Source organism: Actinomadura sp. 9N407 (genome assembly GCF_044326315.1).
In the GTDB taxonomy this organism is placed as follows: Bacteria; Actinomycetota; Actinomycetes; order Streptosporangiales; family Streptosporangiaceae; genus Spirillospora.
The window spans coordinates 30,960-51,918 of the sequence record NZ_JBIRAW010000051.1 but is presented as its reverse complement, the minus strand read 5'-3'; the positions used below and the strand labels follow the sequence as shown (position 1 = coordinate 51,918).

Sequence of the window (20,959 nt, the reverse complement as noted above, 5' to 3'; positions counted from 1 at the left end):
CCGTTGACTGAAATGAATTCTTGTTACTTGGAATCTAGCAACCCGGACCAAGTCTGGGAAGAGGTCTAGTTCCAGCAGGTTAAGTTGCTCTTGCCGCAACTCTCAGCGGCCCCACGAGCACCCGGCCGCACCAGCACATCTCAGTAGAATGTTTTCTTGATCCACACGCATGACCACGGTCGCTCGCACCACCGGCGACCGGTACCACCACCAGCGACTCGCGCCACCTACCAGCCACTGCACTACCAGTCGCACGTACTACCAGTCGCACGTACTACCAGTCACACGCACTACCAGCTAAGGGAGCACGGATGCGGATCGGCATCGTCACTCCGGTGGTGGCACAGCCGCCCCCGGGGCACGCGGCCTGGGAACGCGACGCCGGCATCGAGGAGATCGGACTGATCGCCGAGACCGCCGACCGGCTCGGTTACCACCATGTCACGTGCAGCGAGCACGTGGCGGTGCCCACCGAGGCGGCCGAGCAGCGCGGCGGCGTCTACTGGGACCCGCTGGCCACGTTCGGCTACATCGCCGCCCGGACCAGCCGGATCCGGCTGGTCACGCAGGTCCTGGTCCTCGGCTACCACCACCCGCTGGCCATCGCCAAGCGCTACGGCACCCTCGACCGCGTCAGCGGCGGGCGGCTCACGCTCGGCCTGGGCGTCGGCAGCCTCGAAGAGGAGTTCGCGCTGCTGGACGCGCCGTTCAAGGACCGGGGCGCCCGCGCCGACGAGGCCCTCGCCGCACTCCAGGGCTCCCTGTCCCAGCGCGAGCCGAGCCACCACGGCACGTACTACGACTACTCCGGCCTGGTCGTGGAGCCGCACGCCGTACAGGAGCACGTCCCGCTCTGGATCGGTGGCCGTTCGGCCCGCTCGCTGCGCCGGGCCGCGACCGCCGACGGCTGGGTGCCGTTCGGGCTCCCGCTCGACACGATGGCCACGATGCTCGCCGAGACCGACCTGCCCGACGGCTTCGACGTCGTGCTGGGCCCGAACCGCCCGCTGAACCCGATCGAGGACCCCGCCGCCGCCGGCAGGGCGCTGGGCCGCCTGCGCGACGCGGGCGCCACGATCGCCGGCGTACGGCTGGAGTCCTCCTCGGCCCGGCACTACTGCGAGCAGCTCGCGGCCCTCCGCGAGCTGGCCGACGACCACGGGCTCGTTTTCGAGGACGTGCGCGCCGGACAAGAAGGCTCTGTGGAAGTACAGCAGGGCGTGGAAGCACAGCCGGGCGTGGAAGCACAGCAGGGAGAGAAGCGATGACCGACGCACTCGAGCAGCGGCTGGCGGCCCTGGAAGACCGGCTGCGCGCCGTCGAGGACGAGCAGGCGATCACCCGGCTGATCCTCTCGTACGCGCCCCTGGTGGACAGCGGCTGCGCCGACCAGGTGGCCGGGCTGTGGGAGCCGGACGGCGTGTACGACGTCGACGAGATCCTGATGGAGGGGCAGCAGCAGATCAGGGCGATGGTCAAGTCCGGCAACCACCAGCGCTGGATCGCGGGCGGCTGCGCGCACTTCGCCGGTGCCCCGCACATCACGCTGGACGGCGACGACGCCACCGCGGTCTGCTACACCCTCATGATCGTGAACGGCCCGGACGGCTTCGCCCTCCGCCGCGCCACCGCCAACCACTGGACGCTGCGCCGTACGGACCAGGGCTGGCGCGCCGTCAACCGGACCAACCGCATCCTGGACGGCCGCGAGGAGTCCCCCGACCTGCTCGCTTCCCACTTCCCGGCCGCCGAGCGCTTCCGCAAGGAGTCGGTGTGACGACCGGCCGCGACGCAGCCCGCGAGGAGATCGTCCACGGGCTGTGCGCCGCCGCCACCGCCCTCGACACCCGCGACTGGGACGCCCTCGGCGCCGCCTTCACCCCGGACGCGACCGGCTATGGCGCGTCCGGCCGGGACGCGATCGTGGCGCAGGTCCGGCGGCACCTGGGCGGCTGCGGCCCGTCCCAGCACCTGCTCGGCAACCACCGCGTGGAGGTGGACGGCGACCAGGCCCGTTCCCTGACCTACGGGCGCGTGATGCACCTCGGCAAGGGGCCCACCGAGGGCCTCACGTACGAGTGCTTCGGCGAGTACGAGGACCACTGGACCCGTACGGGCGAGGGCTGGCTCATCACGTCCCGGACCTTCCGGGTCACCATCGAGCTAGGCGACCGTTCGGTCCTACGCCCCGCCTAGCTCCGTTGACTCGTGGCGTGTTCGCCCTTCCACGGCCGCGAAACAGGCGAACACGCCACGAGTCAACCGGGGCGGGTGGTCCGGTGCGCTTGAGTGGATCTTTGCGGACGCGTGGGCCCGCGTTCCGGCCGTGGCGGGTGTGACTCCAGTTATCTGGGCCTGTGCATGTGCCTACCGTGTTCGCGCCTGCCTTGCTCACGCTGCTGGCGTCTGCTCTGCCGGCGTCCACCGCCACGGCCGTACCCGCGCACGCGGACCCGCTGGACATCGACCGCAGGACGCGTCGCGTGGGTCCCGGCACCACGCTGACCTCGTTCGACCGGCTCAGCCCCAAGGGGTGGCTGCGGGCCGACCTGCTGACGGTCGATCTGACGGCCGGCGTGCGGGCCGGATACCTGTCGCCCGGTACGGTCGCGTCCACCGAGCCGCTGTCCAGGCAGGCGGAACGGGCCGGGGCGATCGCGGCCGTGAACGGCGACTTCTTCGACATCGGCCGTACCGGGGCACCCAACGGAGCGGCCGTGGACGACGGGAGGCTGATCAAGTCGGCGAGGCCCGGCTGGCCCACCGGCACGGCCGGGATCGGGCGGGACGGGCTGGGTCAGGTCGCCCAGATCTTCCTGGACGGCGAAGTGGTCCTCCCCCGGGGTCGCAGGATCCGGCTCGACCAGCTCAATACGCACACCGTTCGCGGGATCGGCGCCTACACGCCCCTCTGGGGGACTCGTCCACGCGCGAACGGGACCGAGGTCCTCGTGGTGGACGGCAAGGTCTCCTCCATCTCGGACGAACCAGGCTCCGGCCCCATCCCCGCGAACGGCTTCGTCCTGCTGGAGAACGGCGGCGACCTCCTGCGCGCACTGAAGCCTGGAGACCCGGTCGGCCTGCGCTACCGTCCCCGCTCCTCAGGCAGGAAGCCCGCCTTCGCCATCGGGGGACGCCAAGTCCTGCTCGAGAACGGCCGGATCCCGCCGCTCCCCGATCCCGTGAGGCACCCCCGTACCGCAGTGGGCTTCACCGCCGACCGCCGCCGGATGATCCTGATGACCGTGGACGGGCGGCAGGCCGACAGCCGGGGCGTCACGCTCGCGGGACTGGCCGCCCTCATGAAGGAGGCCGGGGCACACGACGCGCTCAACCTCGACGGCGGCGGCTCGTCCACCCTCCTGGGCCGCGAGCCGGGCCGTTCCCGGCCGCGCGTGGAGAACCAGCCGTCCGGTGGCCGGGAACGCGCCGTACCCAACGGCATCGGACTCTTCGCCAAGGGCAGCGGCAGGCTCACGGGCTTCTCGGTGAAGACGTCCAGCACCCGCGTCTTCCCCGGCCTGACCCGCAGGCTCATCGCGCGAGGCCACGACGAGACCCTGGGCCCCGCCAAGGGCGTCCCGCGCTGGATCAGCGGTCCGCGCGGCAGGATCGATCGGAACGGCACGTTCCACGCCCGCGAGCCCGGTCCCGTCACGGTCACGGCGGTCAAGGGCAAGGCGGTCAAGGGCAAGGCCCGTGGCCAGGCCGAGCTCACCGTGCTCGGCCGGCTGGCCCGCGTCGCCCTGACCCGGCGGAACGGCGCGTACAAGGTCGTCGGGTTCGACCGGGAGGGCTACTCCGCACCGATCGAACCGTCCGACACGAGGCTGACCTGCGACCCGTCCGATCCGTCGCTGGTGACGGCCGAGGTCCAGGGGAAGAAGACGACCACACAGCCGCCGCCCGATCCCGTGATCATTCAGGAGGGCACAGCCCAGGACAGCACCCTTGAGAACAGGGGGCTGCGGTTCGCGGTGGTGTCGGGAGCATCCAGGCATGCGCTCCGCGAGGTGGTGGCCGCCCGGCCGGACTTCCTGATCGTCAACGGCGACTTCGCGAGCACCGGCCGCACCGCCGACCTCGCGGCGGCGAAACGGGCCCTGGACGAGGAACTGGGCGGCCGCGTCCCGTACCACTACCTGCCCGGCGACCAGGAGATCCGCGGCCCCGGCACGATCGAGAACTTCCGCCGGATCTTCGGGCGACCGTGGCGGACGTTCGATCGCGAGGGCACCCGTTTCATCCTGCTGGACTCGTCCACGACCACCTACCGGGCCGGGTCGTTCCGGCAGCTCCACATGCTCCGGAACGCCCTGGACGGTGCCCGGCGCGACCCGTCCGTCCGTTCGGTGATCGTGGTCGGGCATCACTCCCGGCTCAGCGACCCCAAAGAGAGCGCGCTCCTGAAACGCTGGCTGTCGAAGTTCCGTGCCACGGGCAAGGGAACGGCCGTCCTGAACGCCCACTCCCCGGCCTTCCACGCGTCCCGCCTCGACGGCGTCCGAACGTTCACCAGCGGCACCAACGGCTGGGCGATGTTCGGCGTCTCCCCCGCGCGCACGCCCCGCTGGCTGCGCGCCAAGGTGAACATCACCCCACGCGGTACTCGCTCGGGGTGACGCCCCGGAGGCGCTTGAACGCGACGCTCAGCGCGAAGACGTTGGCGTAACCGACCCGGCGGGCGATCGAGCTCACCGTTCCGTCGCTCTGGCGCAGCAGATCGGCCGCCAGCGCGATGCGCCATTCGGCCAGATAGGCCATCGGCGGCTCGCCGACCCGCGCGGCGAACCGGCGGGCCAGCGTGGCCCGGGACACGCCCGTGCTCGCCGCCAGGCCCGCCACCGTCCACGGCCGGGCCGGATCGTCATGGATCAGCCCCAGCGCCTCGGCCACCACGGGATCGTCCATCGTCCCGTACCACGCGGGAGCGTTCGCCTCCGGCCGGTCGAACCAGCCGCGCAGCGCCGAGACGAGCAGCAGGTCCAGCAGCCGGTCCAGGACCACCTGCTGCCCCGGCCGCTCGATGGTGATCTCCGCGGCGATCTGGTCCAGCGGCGAGCCGCCGGGAACGGCCAGGACCCGGGGCAGCGTGCGCAGGAGCCGCCCGCTGATCCCGCCCCGGCCGTCGTACGCGCCGGCGAGCATCAGCGCCGAGCCGTCCGGACTCTCCCCGCAGGTCCGCACGTCCTGCGCGATCTCCTGGGTGCCGTCGGCCCGGAGGCAGTGATCGTCCACGGTCACCACGTACCGGGCCGGTGCGTCCGGCGCGTCGCCGACCACGAACGGCTCGGGTCCCCGGACGATCACGACCTCACCGGCGCGCGCCGGCACCGGCCCGCCCTCCGCCGGGACGACCAGGGCTTCCCCGCGCACCATCGCGACCAGCGTCAGCTGCGCCCCGGTCGCGAACCGCACCGACCAGGGCGGATCCATCACCGCCTGCCCGAAGATCGCGCCTCTCGCGCGCACGCCGTCCAGCAGTTCCGCCATCGCGTCCATGACCCCACGCTAGCCGCTGGATGAGATGCACAGACATCGATGTGCGCTCTTCAACCATGTTCCGTCTCACCGCTCGCGGCTTCACTGGACCCATGACCGAAACTCTGATCCTCGGCGGCACCGGCAAGTCCGGCCGCCGCGTCGCCTCGCTCCTGTCCGCACGGAACGTCCCGGTCCGGGTGGCGTCCCGTACCGGCGAGCAGCCCTTCGACTGGACCGACCGCACCACCTGGGACCTCGCCCTGAAGGGCGTGCGGGCGGTCTACCTCGTCCCGCTCGACGGAACCACCCTCACTCGCCCCTTCGTCGAACGCGCGGTGGACCTCGGCGTCGAACGGATCGTCCTGCTGTCCGGCCGGGGCGTGGACGTGCCCGGCTACGGGGACCCGACCAGCCCGGTCGGCGCCACCCACACCGACGGCGAGGCCGCCGTACGCGCCAGTGGCGTCGCGTGGACGATCATCCGGCCGGGCTGGTTCGCCCAGAACTTCAGCGAGGGCTTCTTCCGGGACGCGGTCCTCGCGGGCGAGATCAGGCTGCCCGCCGGCGACGGCGCGGCCAGTTTCGTCGACGCCGACGACATCGCCGCCGTGGCCGCCGCCGCTCTCACCGAGGACGGCCACGCCGGGCAGGTCTACGAACTGTCCGGCCCCCGCGCCCTGACCATGGCCGAGGCCGCCGCCGACATCTCCGCCGCGACCGGCCGCACGATCCGGTACGTCCCGCTGCCCGCCGGCACGTTCATCGACGAACTCGTCGCGCAGGGCTGGACCGCCGCCGACGCCCAGGACTACGCCGACGTGATCGCCGCCATCAGGAAGGGACTGGACGCCTACCTCTCCGACGGCGTCCAGCGCGCCCTGGGCCGCCCGGCCCGCGACTTCACCGAGTTCGTCCGTACGACCACCGCCGAAAACGCCTGGCCCGGCTGACCGTCACTGGATGCTCATCTCGTGGGGGTGATCGAACGAGTCGGGGCAGGTGAAGATCCACAGCCGGTAGCCGCGACTGATGGTGACGCCGGGGGGATTGGGGTCGTCGGAATCGTCGTCCTCACGGGGGCGCCAGCTGATGATCCCATCCCATTCCGAACTGTCGATCATGAAAAGCAGCTCCATGGCGGTGCCGCACTCGCAGTCCATGGGATAGCCGTCGGTGAGGTTCCACTGGGAATACCCGCCGATCTTCCAGCCGCTCGCGATGGACAGGTCGCACTGGTACGAGTGCTCGGAATCGTCCTCCCATTCCGCCAACCTGCGCCCCAGGTCATCGGGGAGGAAATCCCAGTACGGGTACTCGGTCACCTGCTCGGGGTGGAGCACGCAGGGGTTCGGCAGGTAGCCGTACCCCATCACCTCGGGCTCGGGCTGGGGGTCGATGACGTCCACGACATCGGCCGACCGGCGCCAGCGCAGCGTCACCGCCGGGCAGTACATGCCATCGCCATCATGATCGAACGGGCACCACAGCACCTGGAGCATGTCCATCCCCGGCGGTGCGACGAGATCGGGGATGTCACGGCAGTAGAGCTGCGCCACCGCCAGCAGGGTGAAGGGCTCCTCGGGCGGGGAGACGGGGATCTCACCGAGGCGGATGATCTCTGCCTGTTCTTCAGGCGTGAACCTGCGTCCCCGCGATGCCGCCAAAATCAGGCGGCGGCGGCGTTCGATATCCAGCCGCTCCAGAATCCCGTCCATGTAGTGGGACTTGGTGCAGACCGGCCATGGCTCATCGGCCGGCCACAGCAGCGGGCCGCCCACCGAACTGTCCTTCACCCCCGGTGCTCCCGCCCGGGGATGCAGGCGGGTCGTGATGCGGGCAAGCTCTTTGATCTCTGGGAAGACGGCCGCGATGTCGACCGGGCGCGGTGGCGTCGTACGGGTCATGGCGGTGAGCGTACGACGCCGGGCCGACAGGCCGAGGCGCAAGGTCAGGCCCTATGAAACAGTCAGGCGCGTTCGGCGAAGCGTTCCACCTTGGTGATGGGGCCTGCGATCAGGATGACGTCGCCGTACTCAAGGATGGTCTCGGTGGTGGCGTAGGTGAAGTCCTCGCCGGGGCGCTTCACGGACACGACGGTGACGCCGTGCTTGGCGCGCAGGCGGGTGTCGCCCAGGGGTATGCCGACGAGTTCCTTGGGCGGGAGGGTCTTGGCGAGGGCGAAGTTCTCGTCGACTTCGAGGTAGTCCAGCATCCGGCCGCTGACGAGGTGGGCGACGCGCTCGCCCATGTCGTGCTCGGGCAGCACGATGTGGTGGGCGCCGATCCGTTCCAGGATGCGGGCGTGCTGGCGGCTGATGGCCTTGGCCCAGATGTCGTCGATGTCCAGCTCGACCAGCAGCGAGGTGGTCAGGATGCTGGCCTCCAGGTCGCCGCCGATGCCCACCACGGCCCGGTAGAAGTCGGCGACGCCCAGTTCGCGCAGCGCGTCGATGTCGGTGGCGTCGGCCGAGACGATGTGCGTCAGCCGGCCGGACAGGCTCTGGACGATCTTGGGCCGGTTGTCGATGGCGAGCACCTCGGTGCCGCGCTTGGCCAGCTCCAGGGCCAGCGAGGTACCGAACCTGCCGAGTCCGATCACCACCACGGGGTCGTTTCCGATGTCAGCCAACGATGGGTCGCTCCTCTGGTAGCTCGTAGCGCCGGGTGCGCTCGCGAATCGCCAGTGCCGTTCCCAGTGTGAGGGGACCGATCCGGCCGATGAACATCAGTGCCACGATCAGCGCGTGGCCGGCCGTCGGCAGCTCGGCGGTGATGCCGGTCGACAGGCCCACGGTGGCGAACGCCGACACGACCTCGAACACCACCTGGTCCAGGGTGTGCTCGGTCATCTGCATCAGCGTGAACGTGGCGGTGACCACGAAGCCCACGGCCATCAGGGCGATCGCGACGGCCTGCCGCTGGGTGCCCTCGGGCAGCCGGCGGTGGCCCACGTTCACCCGGGTCTCGCCGCGCAGCTCGGCCCAGATGACGAAGGCCAGCAGCCCGAACGTGGTCACCTTGATCCCGCCGGCCGTTCCGGCGCTGCCGCCGCCGATGAACATCAGCACATCGGTGACGAGCCAGCTCTCGGGACGCATCTGCCCGATGTCGACGCTGTTGAACCCGCCGCTGCGGGGCATCACCGCGGCGAAGAAGCCGGCCTGGAGCCGGGTCCCCGGGGGCAGGGCACCGAGCGTCCGCTCGTTGCTCCACTCGCTGAGCGTCAGCACGACCGTTCCGAGGGTCAGCAGGGTGGCCGTCATCCCGAGGGTCACCCGGGTCAGGATCGACCAGGCGCTCGGCCGGCGCCAGCCGCGCGCCAGCTCGAAGACCACCGGGAAGCCGAGGCCGCCGACGACCACCGCGATCGCGGCGGTCATGCAGATCCACGGGTCACCGGCGAAGCGGGTCAGGCTGTCGGACCACAGCGCGAAGCCCGCGTTGTTGAACGAGGAGATGGCGTGGAAGACGCCCCAGTACAGGGCCCGCCCGAGCGGCTGCCCGTACTCGGTGGCGAACCGTACGGTCAGCACGGTCGCGGCGATCGCCTCGCAGAACAGGCTGAAGAGCACCACGTTCCGGACCAGCCGGCGGACGTCGACCATCCGCAGCGACTTGGTCTCGGCCTGGACGGCCAGCCGGGCGCGCAGGCCGACCCGGCCCGAGATGACCACGGCGAACAGGGTGGCCATCGTCATGATGCCGAGCCCGCCGACCTGCATCAGCCCGGCGATCACCACGTGCCCGAACGTCGACCAGTGCGTTCCGGTGTCGACCGCCACCAGCCCGGTGACGCAGACGGCGGAGGTGGAGGTGAACAGCGCGTCCAGGAACCGCGGGGACTCGCCGGTGTCGGTGGACGCGGGCAGCAGGAGCAGCAGGGTACCGATCGTGATCACGAGCAGGAAGCCGCTCACCACCACCTGCGCCGGGTGCTGGAAGCGCGACAGAAAGGTCCTGGTGATCCGCGCCCGCACGGATCCCATCGACGGCCGGTTCACCACGCGGCTGCGGCACCCCCAGGGACATGGAACGGCTGCGGAGCCGGTCCCGGCTTCCGCGCCAGGCCTACCGGCCCCACGGCTGCAAACCGTACAACAGCCAGGGTCGGCCAAGGCCACGGGCATGAAGCGAGCAGGGGCACGACCCGTTACTCGGAGTCTCTGCGGCCGGGGTCGGCCAAGGCCACGGGCGGTGGGCGGAGCATGAGCGCGCCGGAGGCAAGCGGGGGGACAGCCCGTATTTCGAAATCCCTTTGGCGTGGTTCGTGCCGTCGGTCATGATGTGCCGGATGAGACTTCGGCTCGCGGGTGGCGTCGTCGCGGCACCGGGGCTCGCCGCCTGGGCGCCCCGGCGGTCCGGTCCCGTACGGCTGACCGGTGAGGGCGAGGCGGAGCCCGGTGCCGCCGTCGCGCTGGGTCCCGCCACGGCGGACGCCGCCTGCGTGGAACGCGCGGTGGCCGGGCTGGCGCGCCTCGTACGGGACGGCGGGGTCGTGGCGGCGGGCGCGGGCATCGATCTGGGGGACGGCTTCCGCACGGCGCGGCTGGAGGGTGCGCAGGGCGACCAGCGGGACGCGGTGCTCGCGGCGCTCAAGGTGCTGGGCATCGAGGACGCCGACCGGCTCGGGGCCCGGGCGGGGTTCCTGGTGGCGCTGTTCGGGCCGTCGGTCACCAAGCCGGTGGGCGCGGCGGCCGCGAACGCGATCGCCGAGGGCCGCTGGGCTGCACTGCATCTGGCGACGGCGGCGAGCGATGTGCTGGGCCCGGAGCAGCTGGAACGGATCCTTGCGCTGACCGTCCCCGACGGAGCGGATCTCATTTCGGGTGGCCTTCCCTCGGCCCTGGCCGTGAACCTTCGCCAGGCGCTGGCGCCCGTTCCGCGGCCGCGCCGCCTGAAGTTGCTCACCGATCTGTGGGAACGGGCGTCGGAGCACCATCGCGAGGCCGCGAGGGCCGCGCGGCGGATGGCGAGCCAGGGACGCCAGACCCGGCGGTACGACCTGCGCAAGCGCAACACGGCCTTCGAGGACGAGTTGCTCCTGGCGGAGTTGCGCTCGGATCTGGGGAGCGCGCGCGAGCCCTCGCTGGCGGACGCCGCCCGGTGGCGGCCGACGGATTTCTACTGGGACGGGATGCTCAACCGGATCGGCCAGGACGCGCACGCCGCGACGGCGCTGGTCCGTACGGCGGTGGCGGTCGCCGATCACGGTTTCGAGGAGGGGCTGGCCCGGTCCGCCGCGCTGCTCGCCGCGACGGACGGCCTGCTTCCCGAAATGGCCAAGCGCTCGGGCAAGAGGGTGCCGGGGCTGACCGGCCTGCCCGCCCGTCCCGGCTTTCTCGTACGGCAGATCCACCACAGGCTGGACGGCCATGAGAGGTCGACGAAGGGCGGGGTGGGAGAGAGCGGGGTGGGAAAGGACGGGGCGGGTGATCTCGCCAAGCTGGCGGCGTACGTCGGTCCGCGCCTGACCCACGCCCGCGATTACGCCTGGATGGTCCTCGATCGGGTCCGCGACCTGATCGACGGGGATCTCGGCGTACCGGAGGACAACCTGCGCCGATGGGCCTCGGCCGAGATGCGCGAATGGCGCGAGGCGATCGGCGAGGGCACCGTACGGTCGGCCTTCGAATGGGTCGACGCCGCCGCGTGGCGGCTCCTGAACGGGGACCGCGAACCGATCGCCACCCGGCTCGAACGGCTGGACGTACCGAACCTCGCCGAGGTGGAGGTGGTCGGCGACCTGCTGTGGTGCGCCGAGCTGGCGGACGCGCTGGCCCCGCTGTACGGGCACCGGGCCGCGAAGGTCGACATCACGGTCGGGGCACCCTGGCTCGATCCGGATCCGGAGATCACGCCGGAGCCGCTGGAGCCGCCGCTCGGTTCCCTCACCCTGGCGATCGCCGGCGCCGCGCAGCTGGTCGCGCTGGGCGGCGCCGCGCCCGTACCGGCGCCGGCCCGCAGCGTGCGGACCTGGACGGACTTCACCGCGAGCCTGCGCGCCGGCGCGGAGATCGCCGAGGCGCTCGGCGGCGAGTTCGCCCTGCCGGCCACGCTCGCCGCCGTGGACGGAGCGTCCGTCCCGGGCACCGGCGCCCGCTTCCGGCTGGCGCGCGGCGCCCGCACCCTGGCCGAATGGGCCAACTACATGGGCAACTGCATCTCCGGCCCGTGGTACCTGGAGAACGCGGAGAAGGGCTGGTGCGGGCTCGCGGCCCTGCACGCCGACGACGGCCGGATCCTGGTCAACCTGGAGCTGAGCCCGCGCCGTCCCGCCGTCCGCGGCTGGCAGGTCACCGAGATCGCGGCGCGGTTCAACGAGGCCCCGGACGCCGATCTGGAACGGCGGATCCGCGACTGGGTCGGCACGATCCCGGGGAGCGTCGAGGACCCCGAGGCCGAGCCGCCGGTCCCCGAGGAGGATCTCGCGCCGGGACGTACCGTACGGCGGCGTCCCCGTCCCCGCCTGCTCCAGGAGGCCGGGCCCGCGCTCGGCGGGCTCGCCGAGCGGGCCTGGGCCGAGCAGCTCACCGGCGCGGCGGTGGGCGCCCTGGCCGTCCTCGCCGGTTCCGGCAGCGGTCCGGGCGGCGGTCCCGAGGCCTCCCTGACCCGGCTGCGGCGCCTGGGTCCCGTCGCGCTGACCAACACCGTACGGAACGGGCTCGGCGATGGCGGGCTCGATCTCGTCGACCTGTGGACGCTGTCGTCGATCCGTCCGCTGGAGACGGCGATGGACGGTCTGGCCCCGGTCTTGCGCGACCGCTTCGAGAATCTGCACCTGCTGCTGGGCGACACCCCGCTCCCGGGCTCGCTGCGCAAGCTGGTCAGGAGGCCCGCGGTGGCGCCCGCGTACTCGATGGGCCTGATGGCGCTCCGCCTGCGGGCGGCGATCGGACGGCTCGTGGACGACGGCGATCCGCTGATCGCGCGGGCCGTGTCCCGCCGGACGACCGAGCCCCTGCTCTGCGCCCTGGTCGTCACGGTGACCTGCGGTCCCGCGCGGAACGGCCACGTTCCGGTGGCTCCGCCGCGTACCGACACGGTGCCGGGCTTCCCGGTGACTTCCCTGGACGACGAGGACGGTCCCTGGCAGCGGGCCCTGCCCGCCGCGCGCGAGCTGGGCGCCGACACCGCCGCGTTCCGGGAACGGATCAGCGAGGACGGCCTGCGCATCCCCGCGACCTGGCTGAAGTCGGGCGGCTGGAACGCGCTGTGGTCCCGTGCCCACCGCGCCGGACGGTCCGCGCGCGCCGGCCGGTCCGGCCGCTAGCGTCCGTTGACTCGTGGCGTGTTCGCCTCTGGCAATGCGTTACCAGGCGAACACGCCACGAGTCAACATTCCGGCAGGCCGGTGTCGGCTGCCTGGTGCCGGTTACCGGGTCGAGCCGGCGCGGGCCGGACCGCTTCCGGCGCCTTGGCCGGCCATCTCTCCCCTCTCGTCGGCTCGGCGGCGGGACCGGTGCGCGTCCAGCGCCCAGGCGCCCGGGCCGAGCACCGCGATCAGCAGGAAGGCCCAGCAGAACATCGCCGCGAGCTCCCCTTCGTTGTGGTGGGGCAGCAGCCCGCGCGGCTGGTGGACGACGAAGTACGCGTACGCCATCGAGCCGGACGCCAGCGTCGCGCCGATCCGGGTGAACAGCCCGGTCAGCACGAGCAGGCCACAGACCAGCTGGATGAGCGCGGCCCACCAGCCGGGCCAGACGGCGAACTCGACCGCCTTCCCGGTCCCGCGGTTGCCGCCGAGCACGCCGAACAGCGAGGCGGCGCCGTGGATCGTGAACAGCAGCCCGACGACCATGCGGAACAGCGCGAGCATCGGATCACCGAATCGCTCAGGTCGCGGCATCGTTCGCACCTCCCTCCGGACTCCGGTCAACCCTCGTCCACCCAGCCGGTCATGATCCCCATGACGCCGTGGTGGGCGTGCTCCATCGCCTTGTAGTTGGCGGTGATCTTCAGCGTGTCGCCGCGGTTGATCCGGCCGAGCGGGGTCCCGGTGCACGTCGGCATGTTGGACACCTCGGTGCGGCCGTGATGGTCGATGAACTCGGGCGTACCGCCCTCCTCGGCATCGCTGCGGCACAGCAGGCTTCCTGTGGTCTCGTTCTCCGTCTTGACGGTGATGCCGGCGTGGTGCAGGTGGCCGCGCATGTGCACGAGGTCACCCGAGATCGTGGACCGCCACGTCCGCGACCTCTCGCTCGGCTCGCCCACCGGAACGTCCCAGGTGGAACTCGCGCAGCCGCCGGCGTCCATCCAGATCGGCGTGACGGGCTTGATCCGCGATCCCCACGACGATTCGTAGGTGAACGTGAATTCGATGAAGACCTGCTTCTCCTCGTGCCCGTGGTTCATCAGGTCGTAGAGCAGGGTCCAGCGGTCGCTGGAATTGACCTTGAACCCGTAGCCGGCCGGGAAGACGCTTTCCATCCGCTCGTTGCCGGACGACATGACCCGCTGCGGGCCGGAGCATACGGTGTCGCGTTTCGCGGAATTGAAGAACACCACATGGTGCAGCATCGGGCCGGTGTTGACGTTCGCGGTGGTCCCGTCCGCGTACACGAGATTGGGCTTGAATCCGGTGATGTAGCAGTTGGTGCACGGCTTCTTGACGTTCAGCGCGATCTGGTTGGGGAGCTCGCCGTGCTCTTCCTGCGTCGCCGCGGGGATCGTGTACGGGCCGTACCGGACGGATGTCGTACGCGCCGCGGCGGCCGCGGCGGTCACTGTGACCTGCTGCTCTTCGGGGGCGTCGCGGAAGGCCGTAGGGGCCAGCACGCCTGCGGCGAGCACGCCTGCCGTGACGATGGCGAACGAGAATCTCCTGAAGGACAGGAATCTCCTGAAGGACAAGGTCTCCTCCTCTGATGGGGCCGCCGCAGTACTTCGGCGGGGGCGGCGATGAGCCGGTGCGGCACCCCGGAGTACGACTCCTTCCTTTTCCGGCCGAGTATTCTTCACCCGGCCCTATTCACCGACGTGCCTTTCCGGCCGCAGTGCCCAAAGGGTGACCGGCAGGTCCGGTGAAGTCAATTGTGAACGGCGACAACCATTTCCTTGATCGCCGTACGGTGGGGCTGACCTGGAAATGCGCGAAGGCCCGGATGATGATCACCGGGAAGACGGGTGATTCCACCTACCCCACCCGCGCGGCCTACGGTTGCCACGGTCGCCCGGACGGGTCCGCCGGCGCTCGGACGGATCGGTGGGCGGACGGGTCGGCGGATCGGTCACTCGCCCTCGCGATGCGGCAGGAACTCCTGCATCTTGGTCTTGACGCCCTTCTTGATCACGCCCCAGCGGTCCTCGTCGCCGCCCAGCATCGCCTGCGCGGTGGACTTGGCCTGCTCGAAGCTGGCGTGCGGCGGGATCGGCGGTACGTCGGGATCGCAGCGCACGTCCAGCAGCGCCGGGCGGTCGGCCTGCAGCGCCCGGTCCCAGGCGGGCCCGATCTCCTCGGGCTTGTTGACCGAGATCCCCTTGATCCCCAGGCTCGACGCGAACGCCGCGTAGTCGACCTCGGGCAGCGTCTGCGAGGCCGCGAACTTGGGCGAGCCCTGCATCGCCCGCATCTCCCAGGTGACCTGGTTGAGGTCGTTGTTGTGCAGCACGGCGATGACCAGCCGGGGATCGAGCCACTCCTCCCAGTAGTGCTTGATCGTGATCAGCTCGGCCAGCCCGTTCATCTGCATCGCGCCGTCCCCGACCATCGCGATCACCGGCCGGTCCGGGTTGCCGATCTTGGCGCCGATCGCGTACGGGACGGCGCAGCCCATCGTGGCCAGCGTGCCGGACAGCGAGCCCCGCATGTCGCCGCGGAACCGCAGGTTGCGGGCGTACCAGTTGGCCGCCGACCCGGAGTCGGCGGTGATGATCGCATCGTCCGGCAGCCGCTCGGACAGCTCCTGGAAGAGCCGCATCGGGTTGATCGGGTCGGCCTCGACCATCGCCTCCATCCGGACGGTCTCCCACCAGCGCTCGACCTTGGACTCGATGCCGTCCCGCCAGCCCCGGTCGGTCTTGCGCTCCAGCAGCGGGATCAGCGCGCGCAGCGTCGCCGCCGCGTCCCCGACGAGGTTGACCTCGAACGGGTAGCGCATCCCGATCTGCCGGGCGTTGTTGTCGATCTGGATGCCCCGCGCCTGGTCCAGCTCGGGCATGAACTGGGTGTAGGGGAAGCTGGACCCGACCATCAGCAGCGTGTCGCAGTCCATCATCATCTCGTAGCTCGGCCGGGTCCCCAGCAGGCCGATCGAGCCGGTAACGAACGGCAGCTCGTCCGACAGCACGTCCTTGCCGAGCAGCGCCTTGGCCACGCCCGCGCCCAGCAGGTCCGCGACCTGGATCAGCTCCTCGCGCGCGCCCCGCGCACCGGCCCCGGCCAGGATCGCCACCTTGTGGCCGGCGTTCAGGATCTCGGCGGCGCGGCGGATCGCCTGGTCGTCCGCGTTGACCTCGGGCCAGTCGACGCCCAGGCTCGACGGGACCATCTTGAACGCGTGCTGCGGCGGGGTGTAGTCCAGTTCCTGGACGTCCGCGGGAATGATCAGCGCGGTCGGCGCCTGCTCGGCGATGGCCACCCGGATCGCCCGGTCCAGCACGTTGGGCAGCTGCTCGGGGACGTTCACGACCTGGACGTAGTCGCTGGCCACGTCCTTGTAGAGCGACAGCAGGTCGACCTCCTGCTGGTACGAGCCGCCCATCGCGGTGCGGTTGGTCTGGCCAACGATCGCGACCACCGGCACATGGTCGAGCTTGGCGTCGTACAGGCCGTTCAGCAGGTGGATCGCGCCGGGCCCCGACGTCGCGGCGCACACCCCGAGCCGGCCGGTGAACTTGGCGTACCCGACGGCCTCGAACGCGCTCATCTCCTCGTGCCGCGCCTGGACGAACCGCGGCTGATCACCCGCCCGCCCCCAGGCCGCCAGCAGGCCGTTGATCCCGTCGCCGGGATAGCCGAAGACCTGCTCCACCCCCCATTCGCGCAGCCGATTCAGCAGGTAGTCGGCGACATTGGTGGCTGCCATCTCGTTCTCCCTCCCATCCGGGCGGCCGTGGCCCCCTGGCCAGAGCGCCGCCTGGGGTCGCCTACCCGCAGTCCAGGCGGCCTACCATCGGCGGCTCCAAAAGGGGAACGAAAGAGGGATCAGGCCACAGAGGGCACCAGTCCTCCTAGAGAGCGCGGCACGCCTTGCGGCCGATTAGCACCGCACCCGCCGCGAGCGCAGCACCGGCGATGAGTCCCCGGTGCCGCCCCAAGTACATCTGGTAGCTCCGCCCATGGGAACGGTCATCGAACGACCCGTGCGCGCCGTAGTCATGCCCGGTGACACCGTCCGCCGGCTCCCACAGGTTGGCGGGCTGGTCGGGATCCTGCGGCCGTCCCGTCTGCTGCGATCTGAACCCGGTCCTGGCCAGGTACCGGTCGAGCAGGCCCGGAGCGAGCCGGTTCCCCAGCAGCGTCCCGACCGTACTGCCGCCGATCCAGTACTCCCGGCGCCCCGGATGGTCCGCCGCGTAGACCAGCGCCTTGGCCGCTACCTCGGGCTGGTAGATGGGAGGCACCGGCTGCGCCTTCTTGGGCAACCGCGACTCGACCCAGTCGAACTGCGGCGTATTGACCGCCGGCATGTGCACGATCGTCGTCCGTATGCCGCTGCCGTCGTGCATCAGCTCCGTACGCAGCGACTCGTGGAATCCCTGGATCGCATGCTTGGCCCCGCAGTACGCCGACTGCAGCGGGATCCCCCGCTTCGCCAGCGCCGACCCCGTCTGAACGATCGTGCCCCGGTCGCGCGGCATCATCAGGTCGAGGGCCACGCGCGTCCCGTACACGAACCCCAGATAGGTGACCTCCGTGGCCCGCTTGAACTCCTCCGGCTTGATGTCGATGAATTCGGAGAACAGCGAGCTGAACGCCACGTTCACCCACACATCGATGGGCCCGAGCTCCCGCTCGACCCGCCGCCCGGCCTCCTCCAGCGCCTCGTGGTCGGCGACGTCCACCGGCACCACCAGCGCCTCGCCGCCCGCCGCGCGCACCTCATCGGCCGCCGCCTTCAGCCCGGTCTCACCCCGGGCGAGCAGCGCGACCCGGTCGCCCCGTTCCCCGAAGGCCCGAGCCGCCGCACGCCCGATACCGCCGCTGGCCCCCGTCACTACGACCACACGTGAAGACATCGCTCAACCTCCGCCGGCCGCCTACCCCATGAGCGGATCTGTACGCTGAGCCGGTGGAAAACATCGGAGCCGGTCCATGAGCCGCGTTCGAGGAACGGCCGCTTACCTGGCCCTGCTCCTGGCCACCCACATCGCCGTCTTCCGCCTGGTGTCCCCCGCCACCAAGGACGACATCCTCCGCGCCATCAGCACCAACCTCGCCGACATGACATGGACGGCGCCCTTACGCCTGGTCGGCAGCGCCCTGGTCGCCGACACCTCGGGCACCATCCTGGACAACATCCTCGTCATCGGCCTGGGAATCGCCGTCTGCCTGAGCGCTTTGGAACGGCGGCTGGGCACCCTCCGGGCCTTCTCCATCTTCGCGACCGCCCACGTCCTCGTCACCCTCATCGTCCTGGCCGTGGTGGCCGTCGCGACCCACACGGGCCGCTATCCCGACGAGATCCGGTACGAACTCGACTACGGCGTCAGCTTCGGCGCCCTGGGCGCGATAGGCGCGGTCACCTACCTGCTCCCCAAATGGCTACGCATCCCCTGGGCCGCGATAGCCGTCCTCTACCCGCTGACCGCTGCAGACTGGTACGGCCTGCTCCCCGACTACTCCACCCTCGGCCACGCCCTGTCGGCCGCCACCGGCGTAGCCCTCTCCTGGCGAATCGTGAGATCGGCACCGGCACGAGCACGCGGCGATTCAGGCAGCGGTTCGGGCAGCCCCGTCACCTGATCGTCCGCGAACAGACCCCTCCAGAGCAGACCCCTCCAGAGCAGATACCAGTGCGAGGTCAGTCGAACCAGTTCCACTGCCAGGGCGTGATCGTACGGAGCGTGCTGGAGAGCAGCGTGGTCGCCGCCGAATCACCGGGCGCCTCCCCCACAAGGCGCTTCTTCTCCGCCAGGTACTCCAGCGGGTCCTCGTCCAGGAACACGGCCAGAACGCGCAACTCCCCCGCCCCGAAGTCGGCCTTGTCACCGAACGACGGCCGGCCAAGGCTCACATGCCGGCTGGAGAACGTCCACGCCCCCGCGGCACCGGCACAGGACAGCACCTCGGGGATATGCACCTGGTCGTGCCAGGCGTACAGCTCATGAGCGGCCTCGCTCCGGGGCTCGTCGATCCGCAGCACGTTGATCTCCAGACCCTGGTTGGGCCGGAACGGAATGACATCCGGTGAAACCCGCACTCGCGGAGCGGCATAGCCCTTGACCGGGGTGAAGGCCCCCATGAGGGGACGCCTCGTATAGGGAAGTTCCTGCCGCCGGCCCAGCTGGTAGGTCTGCTCTCCCAACCGGCGCCACTCCTGGAAGCTCTCCTCCACCGGATCGCGGAACCAGTACATGGTGGCGTAGTGCATCCCGGCCAGGAACTCGGCGGGAGGCGCCCCGGCCTCAGCGCAATCGGGAGAGCGCACCCACCGCTGTCCATGCGTCACACCGGGCAGGGCCAGGTTCTCCGGCATGTGGTCCAGTTGATGCCAGGCGTTGTACTCCTGGTGCCGCGAGGCATCGACTTCCGTGAACGAGAAGAACACCTTGTTCGCCAACATTCGCCGTCCCCCAGGATGAGCCGCCTTCTCGTCCGGCAACCTACGGACCCGCGCATCCGCATCGAACGCGACTCCCAGTGACCGGAACGTACCGCGCCCCGGCCAGGCCGGCAGGGCACGTCAGTGGACCGACTCGACCGGAGCCGGGGCACTGTCTCCGGCCGCGCTCGGTCCGGCCGAACGGGGGCGGCGGAGTGCGATCACGGCCAGCACGGCAAGAGCCAGGGTCACGGCGGCGCCGATGCCGGCGACGGCGTTCAGGGCGTCCGTGAACGCTCGCTGAGCCGTGTCGAGCAGGTCGGCGGCCGGTTGGGGCGGCAGTTGAGCGGCTGCGATGGTGGCGCCTTCGATGGTGTCGCGGGCGCCGTCGGCCAGGTCCGGCGGGATGCCCGCCGATTCCGGGACGGGCCCGGCCTGACGGTAGGCCAGCGTTCCGATGCTGCCCAGCGTGGCCACGCCGAACGCCAGGCCCAGCTCGGTGCTCGTCTCGGAGATGGCCGACGCGGAACCGGCCTTCTCCGGCGGGGCGGAACCGACGACAAGGTCGGTTCCCAAGGCCATCAGCGGTCCCTGCCCGATGTAGACGATGACGATGCCGGCGACCAGGTACGGGAGTCCGGCGGGCCGGTCGAGCAGTGCCAGCAGCAGGAAGCCGGCCGCCGAGATCCCCAGCGACGCGCCGATCACGTATCCCTCCGGCATCCGCCGCGCCAGGGCGGGAGCCGCCATCGAGGTCACGATCATCGCGGCCGCGCAGGGGACCAGCCACAGGCCGGCGGCCAGCGGGGGCAGGCCTTCGACCGCCTGCAGCCACCGCGTGACGAACAGGTACGTCCCGGCGGTGACGGTGAGTCCGAGGAAGAGGACGATCAGGGCCGCGCTGAAGATCCGGTGCCGGAAGAGCCGGAGATCGACCAGGGGATCCTCGATCCGGTGCTGCCGCCGGCAGAACACCGCCCCGGCCGCCACGCCGAGCAGGACGATGGCCAGGCCGGAGAGCACGCCGCTCCCGTGGGCGATCCACTTGATGCCGTAGACGATCGGCAGCATGGCCGCGATCGACAGCACCACGCTGATCACGTCCACCCGGCCGGCCGCCGGGTCGCGGTACTCGGGAAGCAGGAAGGGGGCGGCCACCATCAGGACGCCCATCACCGGCACGGCGATCAGGAAGACCGAGCCCCACCAGAACGACTCCAGCAGCGCTCCGCCGACGACGGGCCCGAGCGCGACGCCTCCGGACAGGCATGCCGCCCACACTCCGATGGCCGTCCCCCGCTGCCGTGGATCGCGGAACATGTTGCTGATCAGCGCGAGGGTGGAGGGCATCAGGGTCGCCCCCGCGATCCCCAGCAGCGCACGCGCGATGATCAGTGCTCCGGCGCTGGGCGCGTACGCGGCGGCCACCGAGGCGACGGCGAACGCGCCGGCCCCGACCATCAGCAGCCTGCGGCGGCCGATGCGGTCGCCCAGCGTCCCCATCGCCACCAGGAATCCCGCGATCATGAACCCGTAGACATCGGTGATCCAGAGCAGCTCGGTCCCGCTCGGCCGCAACCCGGCCGCGAGCCGTGGAACCGCGAGGTAGAGAACGGTGACGTCCATGGCCAGCAGCAGCGTCGGCAGGGCGAGCACCGCCAGCCCGATCCACTGCCGCGGACCCGCGGCGGAAGGGTGGTGAGCCGGCGGCCGCCGGCGTGCTGAGCGTGTCATGCGGCAAAGCTAAACTCTCACATCCATGTGAGAGT

General features: G+C 70.8%; 17 protein-coding genes. 7 read left to right on the top strand and 10 right to left on the bottom strand.

Going from position 1 to position 20,959, the window contains the following annotated elements; all coding sequences use genetic code 11:
* The first annotated feature begins 311 nt into the window (after positions 1-311).
* The 4 genes from ACH34Q_RS44515 to ACH34Q_RS44500 all read left to right on the top strand — a co-directional run bounded on the left by ACH34Q_RS44515 (position 312) and on the right by ACH34Q_RS44500 (position 4,622).
* Complete coding sequence (locus tag ACH34Q_RS44515) at positions 312-1,268, top strand: LLM class F420-dependent oxidoreductase (protein WP_395989300.1); 957 nt, start codon at positions 312-314, stop codon at positions 1,266-1,268.
* A complete protein-coding gene (locus ACH34Q_RS44510; protein WP_395989299.1) occupies positions 1,265-1,777 on the top strand; it encodes a nuclear transport factor 2 family protein in 513 nt (170 codons plus the stop codon). The genes ACH34Q_RS44515 and ACH34Q_RS44510 overlap by 4 nt, the downstream gene beginning before the upstream one ends.
* A complete protein-coding gene (locus ACH34Q_RS44505; RefSeq protein ID WP_395989298.1) occupies positions 1,774-2,196 on the top strand; it encodes a nuclear transport factor 2 family protein in 423 nt (140 codons plus the stop codon). Before ACH34Q_RS44510 ends, ACH34Q_RS44505 begins: the two co-directional genes overlap by 4 nt.
* 176 nt (positions 2,197-2,372) lie before the next feature.
* Complete coding sequence (locus tag ACH34Q_RS44500) at positions 2,373-4,622, top strand: phosphodiester glycosidase family protein (RefSeq protein ID WP_395989297.1); 2,250 nt, start codon at positions 2,373-2,375, stop codon at positions 4,620-4,622.
* On the opposite strand, the gene ACH34Q_RS44495 is transcribed toward ACH34Q_RS44500, so the two are convergent.
* A complete protein-coding gene (locus ACH34Q_RS44495; protein WP_395989296.1) occupies positions 4,594-5,502 on the bottom strand; it encodes an AraC family transcriptional regulator in 909 nt (302 codons plus the stop codon). The genes ACH34Q_RS44500 and ACH34Q_RS44495 overlap by 29 nt on opposite strands.
* Positions 5,503-5,594: 92 nt before the next feature.
* On the opposite strand from ACH34Q_RS44495, the gene ACH34Q_RS44490 reads away from it, so the two are divergent.
* Positions 5,595-6,434, top strand: coding sequence for an NAD(P)H-binding protein (locus ACH34Q_RS44490; RefSeq protein ID WP_395989295.1), 840 nt, complete (start codon positions 5,595-5,597; stop codon positions 6,432-6,434).
* A gap of 3 nt (positions 6,435-6,437) precedes the next feature.
* Here ACH34Q_RS44490 and ACH34Q_RS44485 read toward each other — a convergent pair whose 3' ends face one another.
* From ACH34Q_RS44485 to ACH34Q_RS44475, 3 genes are all read right to left on the bottom strand, one after another.
* Complete coding sequence (locus ACH34Q_RS44485) at positions 6,438-7,388, bottom strand: hypothetical protein (protein ID WP_395989294.1); 951 nt, start codon at positions 7,386-7,388, stop codon at positions 6,438-6,440.
* A gap of 62 nt (positions 7,389-7,450) precedes the next feature.
* On the bottom strand, positions 7,451-8,113 hold the full coding sequence (locus ACH34Q_RS44480) for a potassium channel family protein (RefSeq protein ID WP_395989293.1): 663 nt from the start codon (positions 8,111-8,113) through the stop codon (positions 7,451-7,453).
* Positions 8,106-9,470 (bottom strand): TrkH family potassium uptake protein, encoded by a 1,365-nt coding sequence (locus ACH34Q_RS44475; RefSeq protein ID WP_395989292.1) that lies wholly within the window; start codon positions 9,468-9,470, stop codon positions 8,106-8,108. The genes ACH34Q_RS44480 and ACH34Q_RS44475 overlap by 8 nt, the downstream gene beginning before the upstream one ends.
* A gap of 305 nt (positions 9,471-9,775) precedes the next feature.
* On the opposite strand from ACH34Q_RS44475, the gene ACH34Q_RS44470 reads away from it, so the two are divergent.
* Positions 9,776-12,754: a hypothetical protein gene (locus ACH34Q_RS44470; protein WP_395989291.1), complete on the top strand. Its 2,979-nt coding sequence runs from the start codon at positions 9,776-9,778 to the stop codon at positions 12,752-12,754.
* A gap of 102 nt (positions 12,755-12,856) precedes the next feature.
* Here the strand turns inward: ACH34Q_RS44470 and ACH34Q_RS44465 are convergent, their stop codons facing one another.
* The 4 genes from ACH34Q_RS44465 to ACH34Q_RS44450 all read right to left on the bottom strand — a co-directional run bounded on the left by ACH34Q_RS44465 (position 12,857) and on the right by ACH34Q_RS44450 (position 17,664).
* Positions 12,857-13,330, bottom strand: a complete 474-nt coding sequence (locus ACH34Q_RS44465; RefSeq protein WP_395989290.1) for a DoxX family protein — start codon at positions 13,328-13,330, stop codon at positions 12,857-12,859.
* 26 nt (positions 13,331-13,356) lie between these two features.
* Positions 13,357-14,337 carry a hypothetical protein gene (locus tag ACH34Q_RS44460; RefSeq protein ID WP_395989289.1) on the bottom strand — a complete coding sequence of 327 codons (981 nt, stop codon included), beginning with the start codon at positions 14,335-14,337 and terminating at the stop codon, positions 13,357-13,359.
* Between the two features lie 377 nt (positions 14,338-14,714).
* Positions 14,715-16,511 carry a thiamine pyrophosphate-requiring protein gene (locus tag ACH34Q_RS44455; RefSeq protein ID WP_395989288.1) on the bottom strand — a complete coding sequence of 599 codons (1,797 nt, stop codon included), beginning with the start codon at positions 16,509-16,511 and terminating at the stop codon, positions 14,715-14,717.
* A gap of 145 nt (positions 16,512-16,656) precedes the next feature.
* The gene (locus tag ACH34Q_RS44450; protein WP_395989287.1) at positions 16,657-17,664 is read right to left on the bottom strand and encodes an SDR family oxidoreductase; all 1,008 of its coding nucleotides are present in this window, start codon (positions 17,662-17,664) and stop codon (positions 16,657-16,659) included.
* A gap of 76 nt (positions 17,665-17,740) precedes the next feature.
* Here ACH34Q_RS44450 and ACH34Q_RS44445 point away from each other — a divergent pair, with 76 nt between their 5' ends.
* Positions 17,741-18,391, top strand: a complete 651-nt coding sequence (locus tag ACH34Q_RS44445) for a rhomboid-like protein (protein WP_395989286.1) — start codon at positions 17,741-17,743, stop codon at positions 18,389-18,391.
* A 58-nt stretch (positions 18,392-18,449) separates the two neighbouring features.
* Here the strand turns inward: ACH34Q_RS44445 and ACH34Q_RS44440 are convergent, their stop codons facing one another.
* Both ACH34Q_RS44440 and ACH34Q_RS44435 read right to left on the bottom strand, forming a co-directional pair.
* Positions 18,450-19,211: a hypothetical protein gene (locus ACH34Q_RS44440; protein WP_395989285.1), complete on the bottom strand. Its 762-nt coding sequence runs from the start codon at positions 19,209-19,211 to the stop codon at positions 18,450-18,452.
* Between the two features lie 120 nt (positions 19,212-19,331).
* The gene (locus ACH34Q_RS44435; protein WP_395989284.1) at positions 19,332-20,924 is read right to left on the bottom strand and encodes an MFS transporter; all 1,593 of its coding nucleotides are present in this window, start codon (positions 20,922-20,924) and stop codon (positions 19,332-19,334) included.
* Between the last annotated feature and the right edge of the window lie 35 nt (positions 20,925-20,959).

Bases quoted from the DNA above. Each gene is read 5' to 3' on its own strand.
- ACH34Q_RS44515 (WP_395989300.1), top strand. From the start codon at position 312: ATGCGGATCGGCATCGTCACTCCGGTGGTGGCACAGCCGCCCCCGGGG.
- ACH34Q_RS44470 (WP_395989291.1), top strand. From the start codon at position 9,776: ATGAGACTTCGGCTCGCGGGTGGCGTCGTCGCGGCACCGGGGCTCGCC.
- ACH34Q_RS44510 (WP_395989299.1), top strand. From the start codon at position 1,265: ATGACCGACGCACTCGAGCAGCGGCTGGCGGCCCTGGAAGACCGGCTG.
- ACH34Q_RS44475 (WP_395989292.1), bottom strand. From the start codon at position 9,470: ATGGGATCCGTGCGGGCGCGGATCACCAGGACCTTTCTGTCGCGCTTC.
- ACH34Q_RS44485 (WP_395989294.1), bottom strand. From the start codon at position 7,388: ATGACCCGTACGACGCCACCGCGCCCGGTCGACATCGCGGCCGTCTTC.
- ACH34Q_RS44445 (WP_395989286.1), top strand. From the start codon at position 17,741: ATGAGCCGCGTTCGAGGAACGGCCGCTTACCTGGCCCTGCTCCTGGCC.
- ACH34Q_RS44450 (WP_395989287.1), bottom strand. From the start codon at position 17,664: ATGTCTTCACGTGTGGTCGTAGTGACGGGGGCCAGCGGCGGTATCGGG.
- ACH34Q_RS44495 (WP_395989296.1), bottom strand. From the start codon at position 5,502: ATGGACGCGATGGCGGAACTGCTGGACGGCGTGCGCGCGAGAGGCGCG.
- ACH34Q_RS44435 (WP_395989284.1), bottom strand. From the start codon at position 20,924: ATGACACGCTCAGCACGCCGGCGGCCGCCGGCTCACCACCCTTCCGCC.
- ACH34Q_RS44490 (WP_395989295.1), top strand. From the start codon at position 5,595: ATGACCGAAACTCTGATCCTCGGCGGCACCGGCAAGTCCGGCCGCCGC.
- ACH34Q_RS44465 (WP_395989290.1), bottom strand. From the start codon at position 13,330: ATGCCGCGACCTGAGCGATTCGGTGATCCGATGCTCGCGCTGTTCCGC.
- ACH34Q_RS44440 (WP_395989285.1), bottom strand. From the start codon at position 19,211: ATGTTGGCGAACAAGGTGTTCTTCTCGTTCACGGAAGTCGATGCCTCG.
- ACH34Q_RS44455 (WP_395989288.1), bottom strand. From the start codon at position 16,511: ATGGCAGCCACCAATGTCGCCGACTACCTGCTGAATCGGCTGCGCGAA.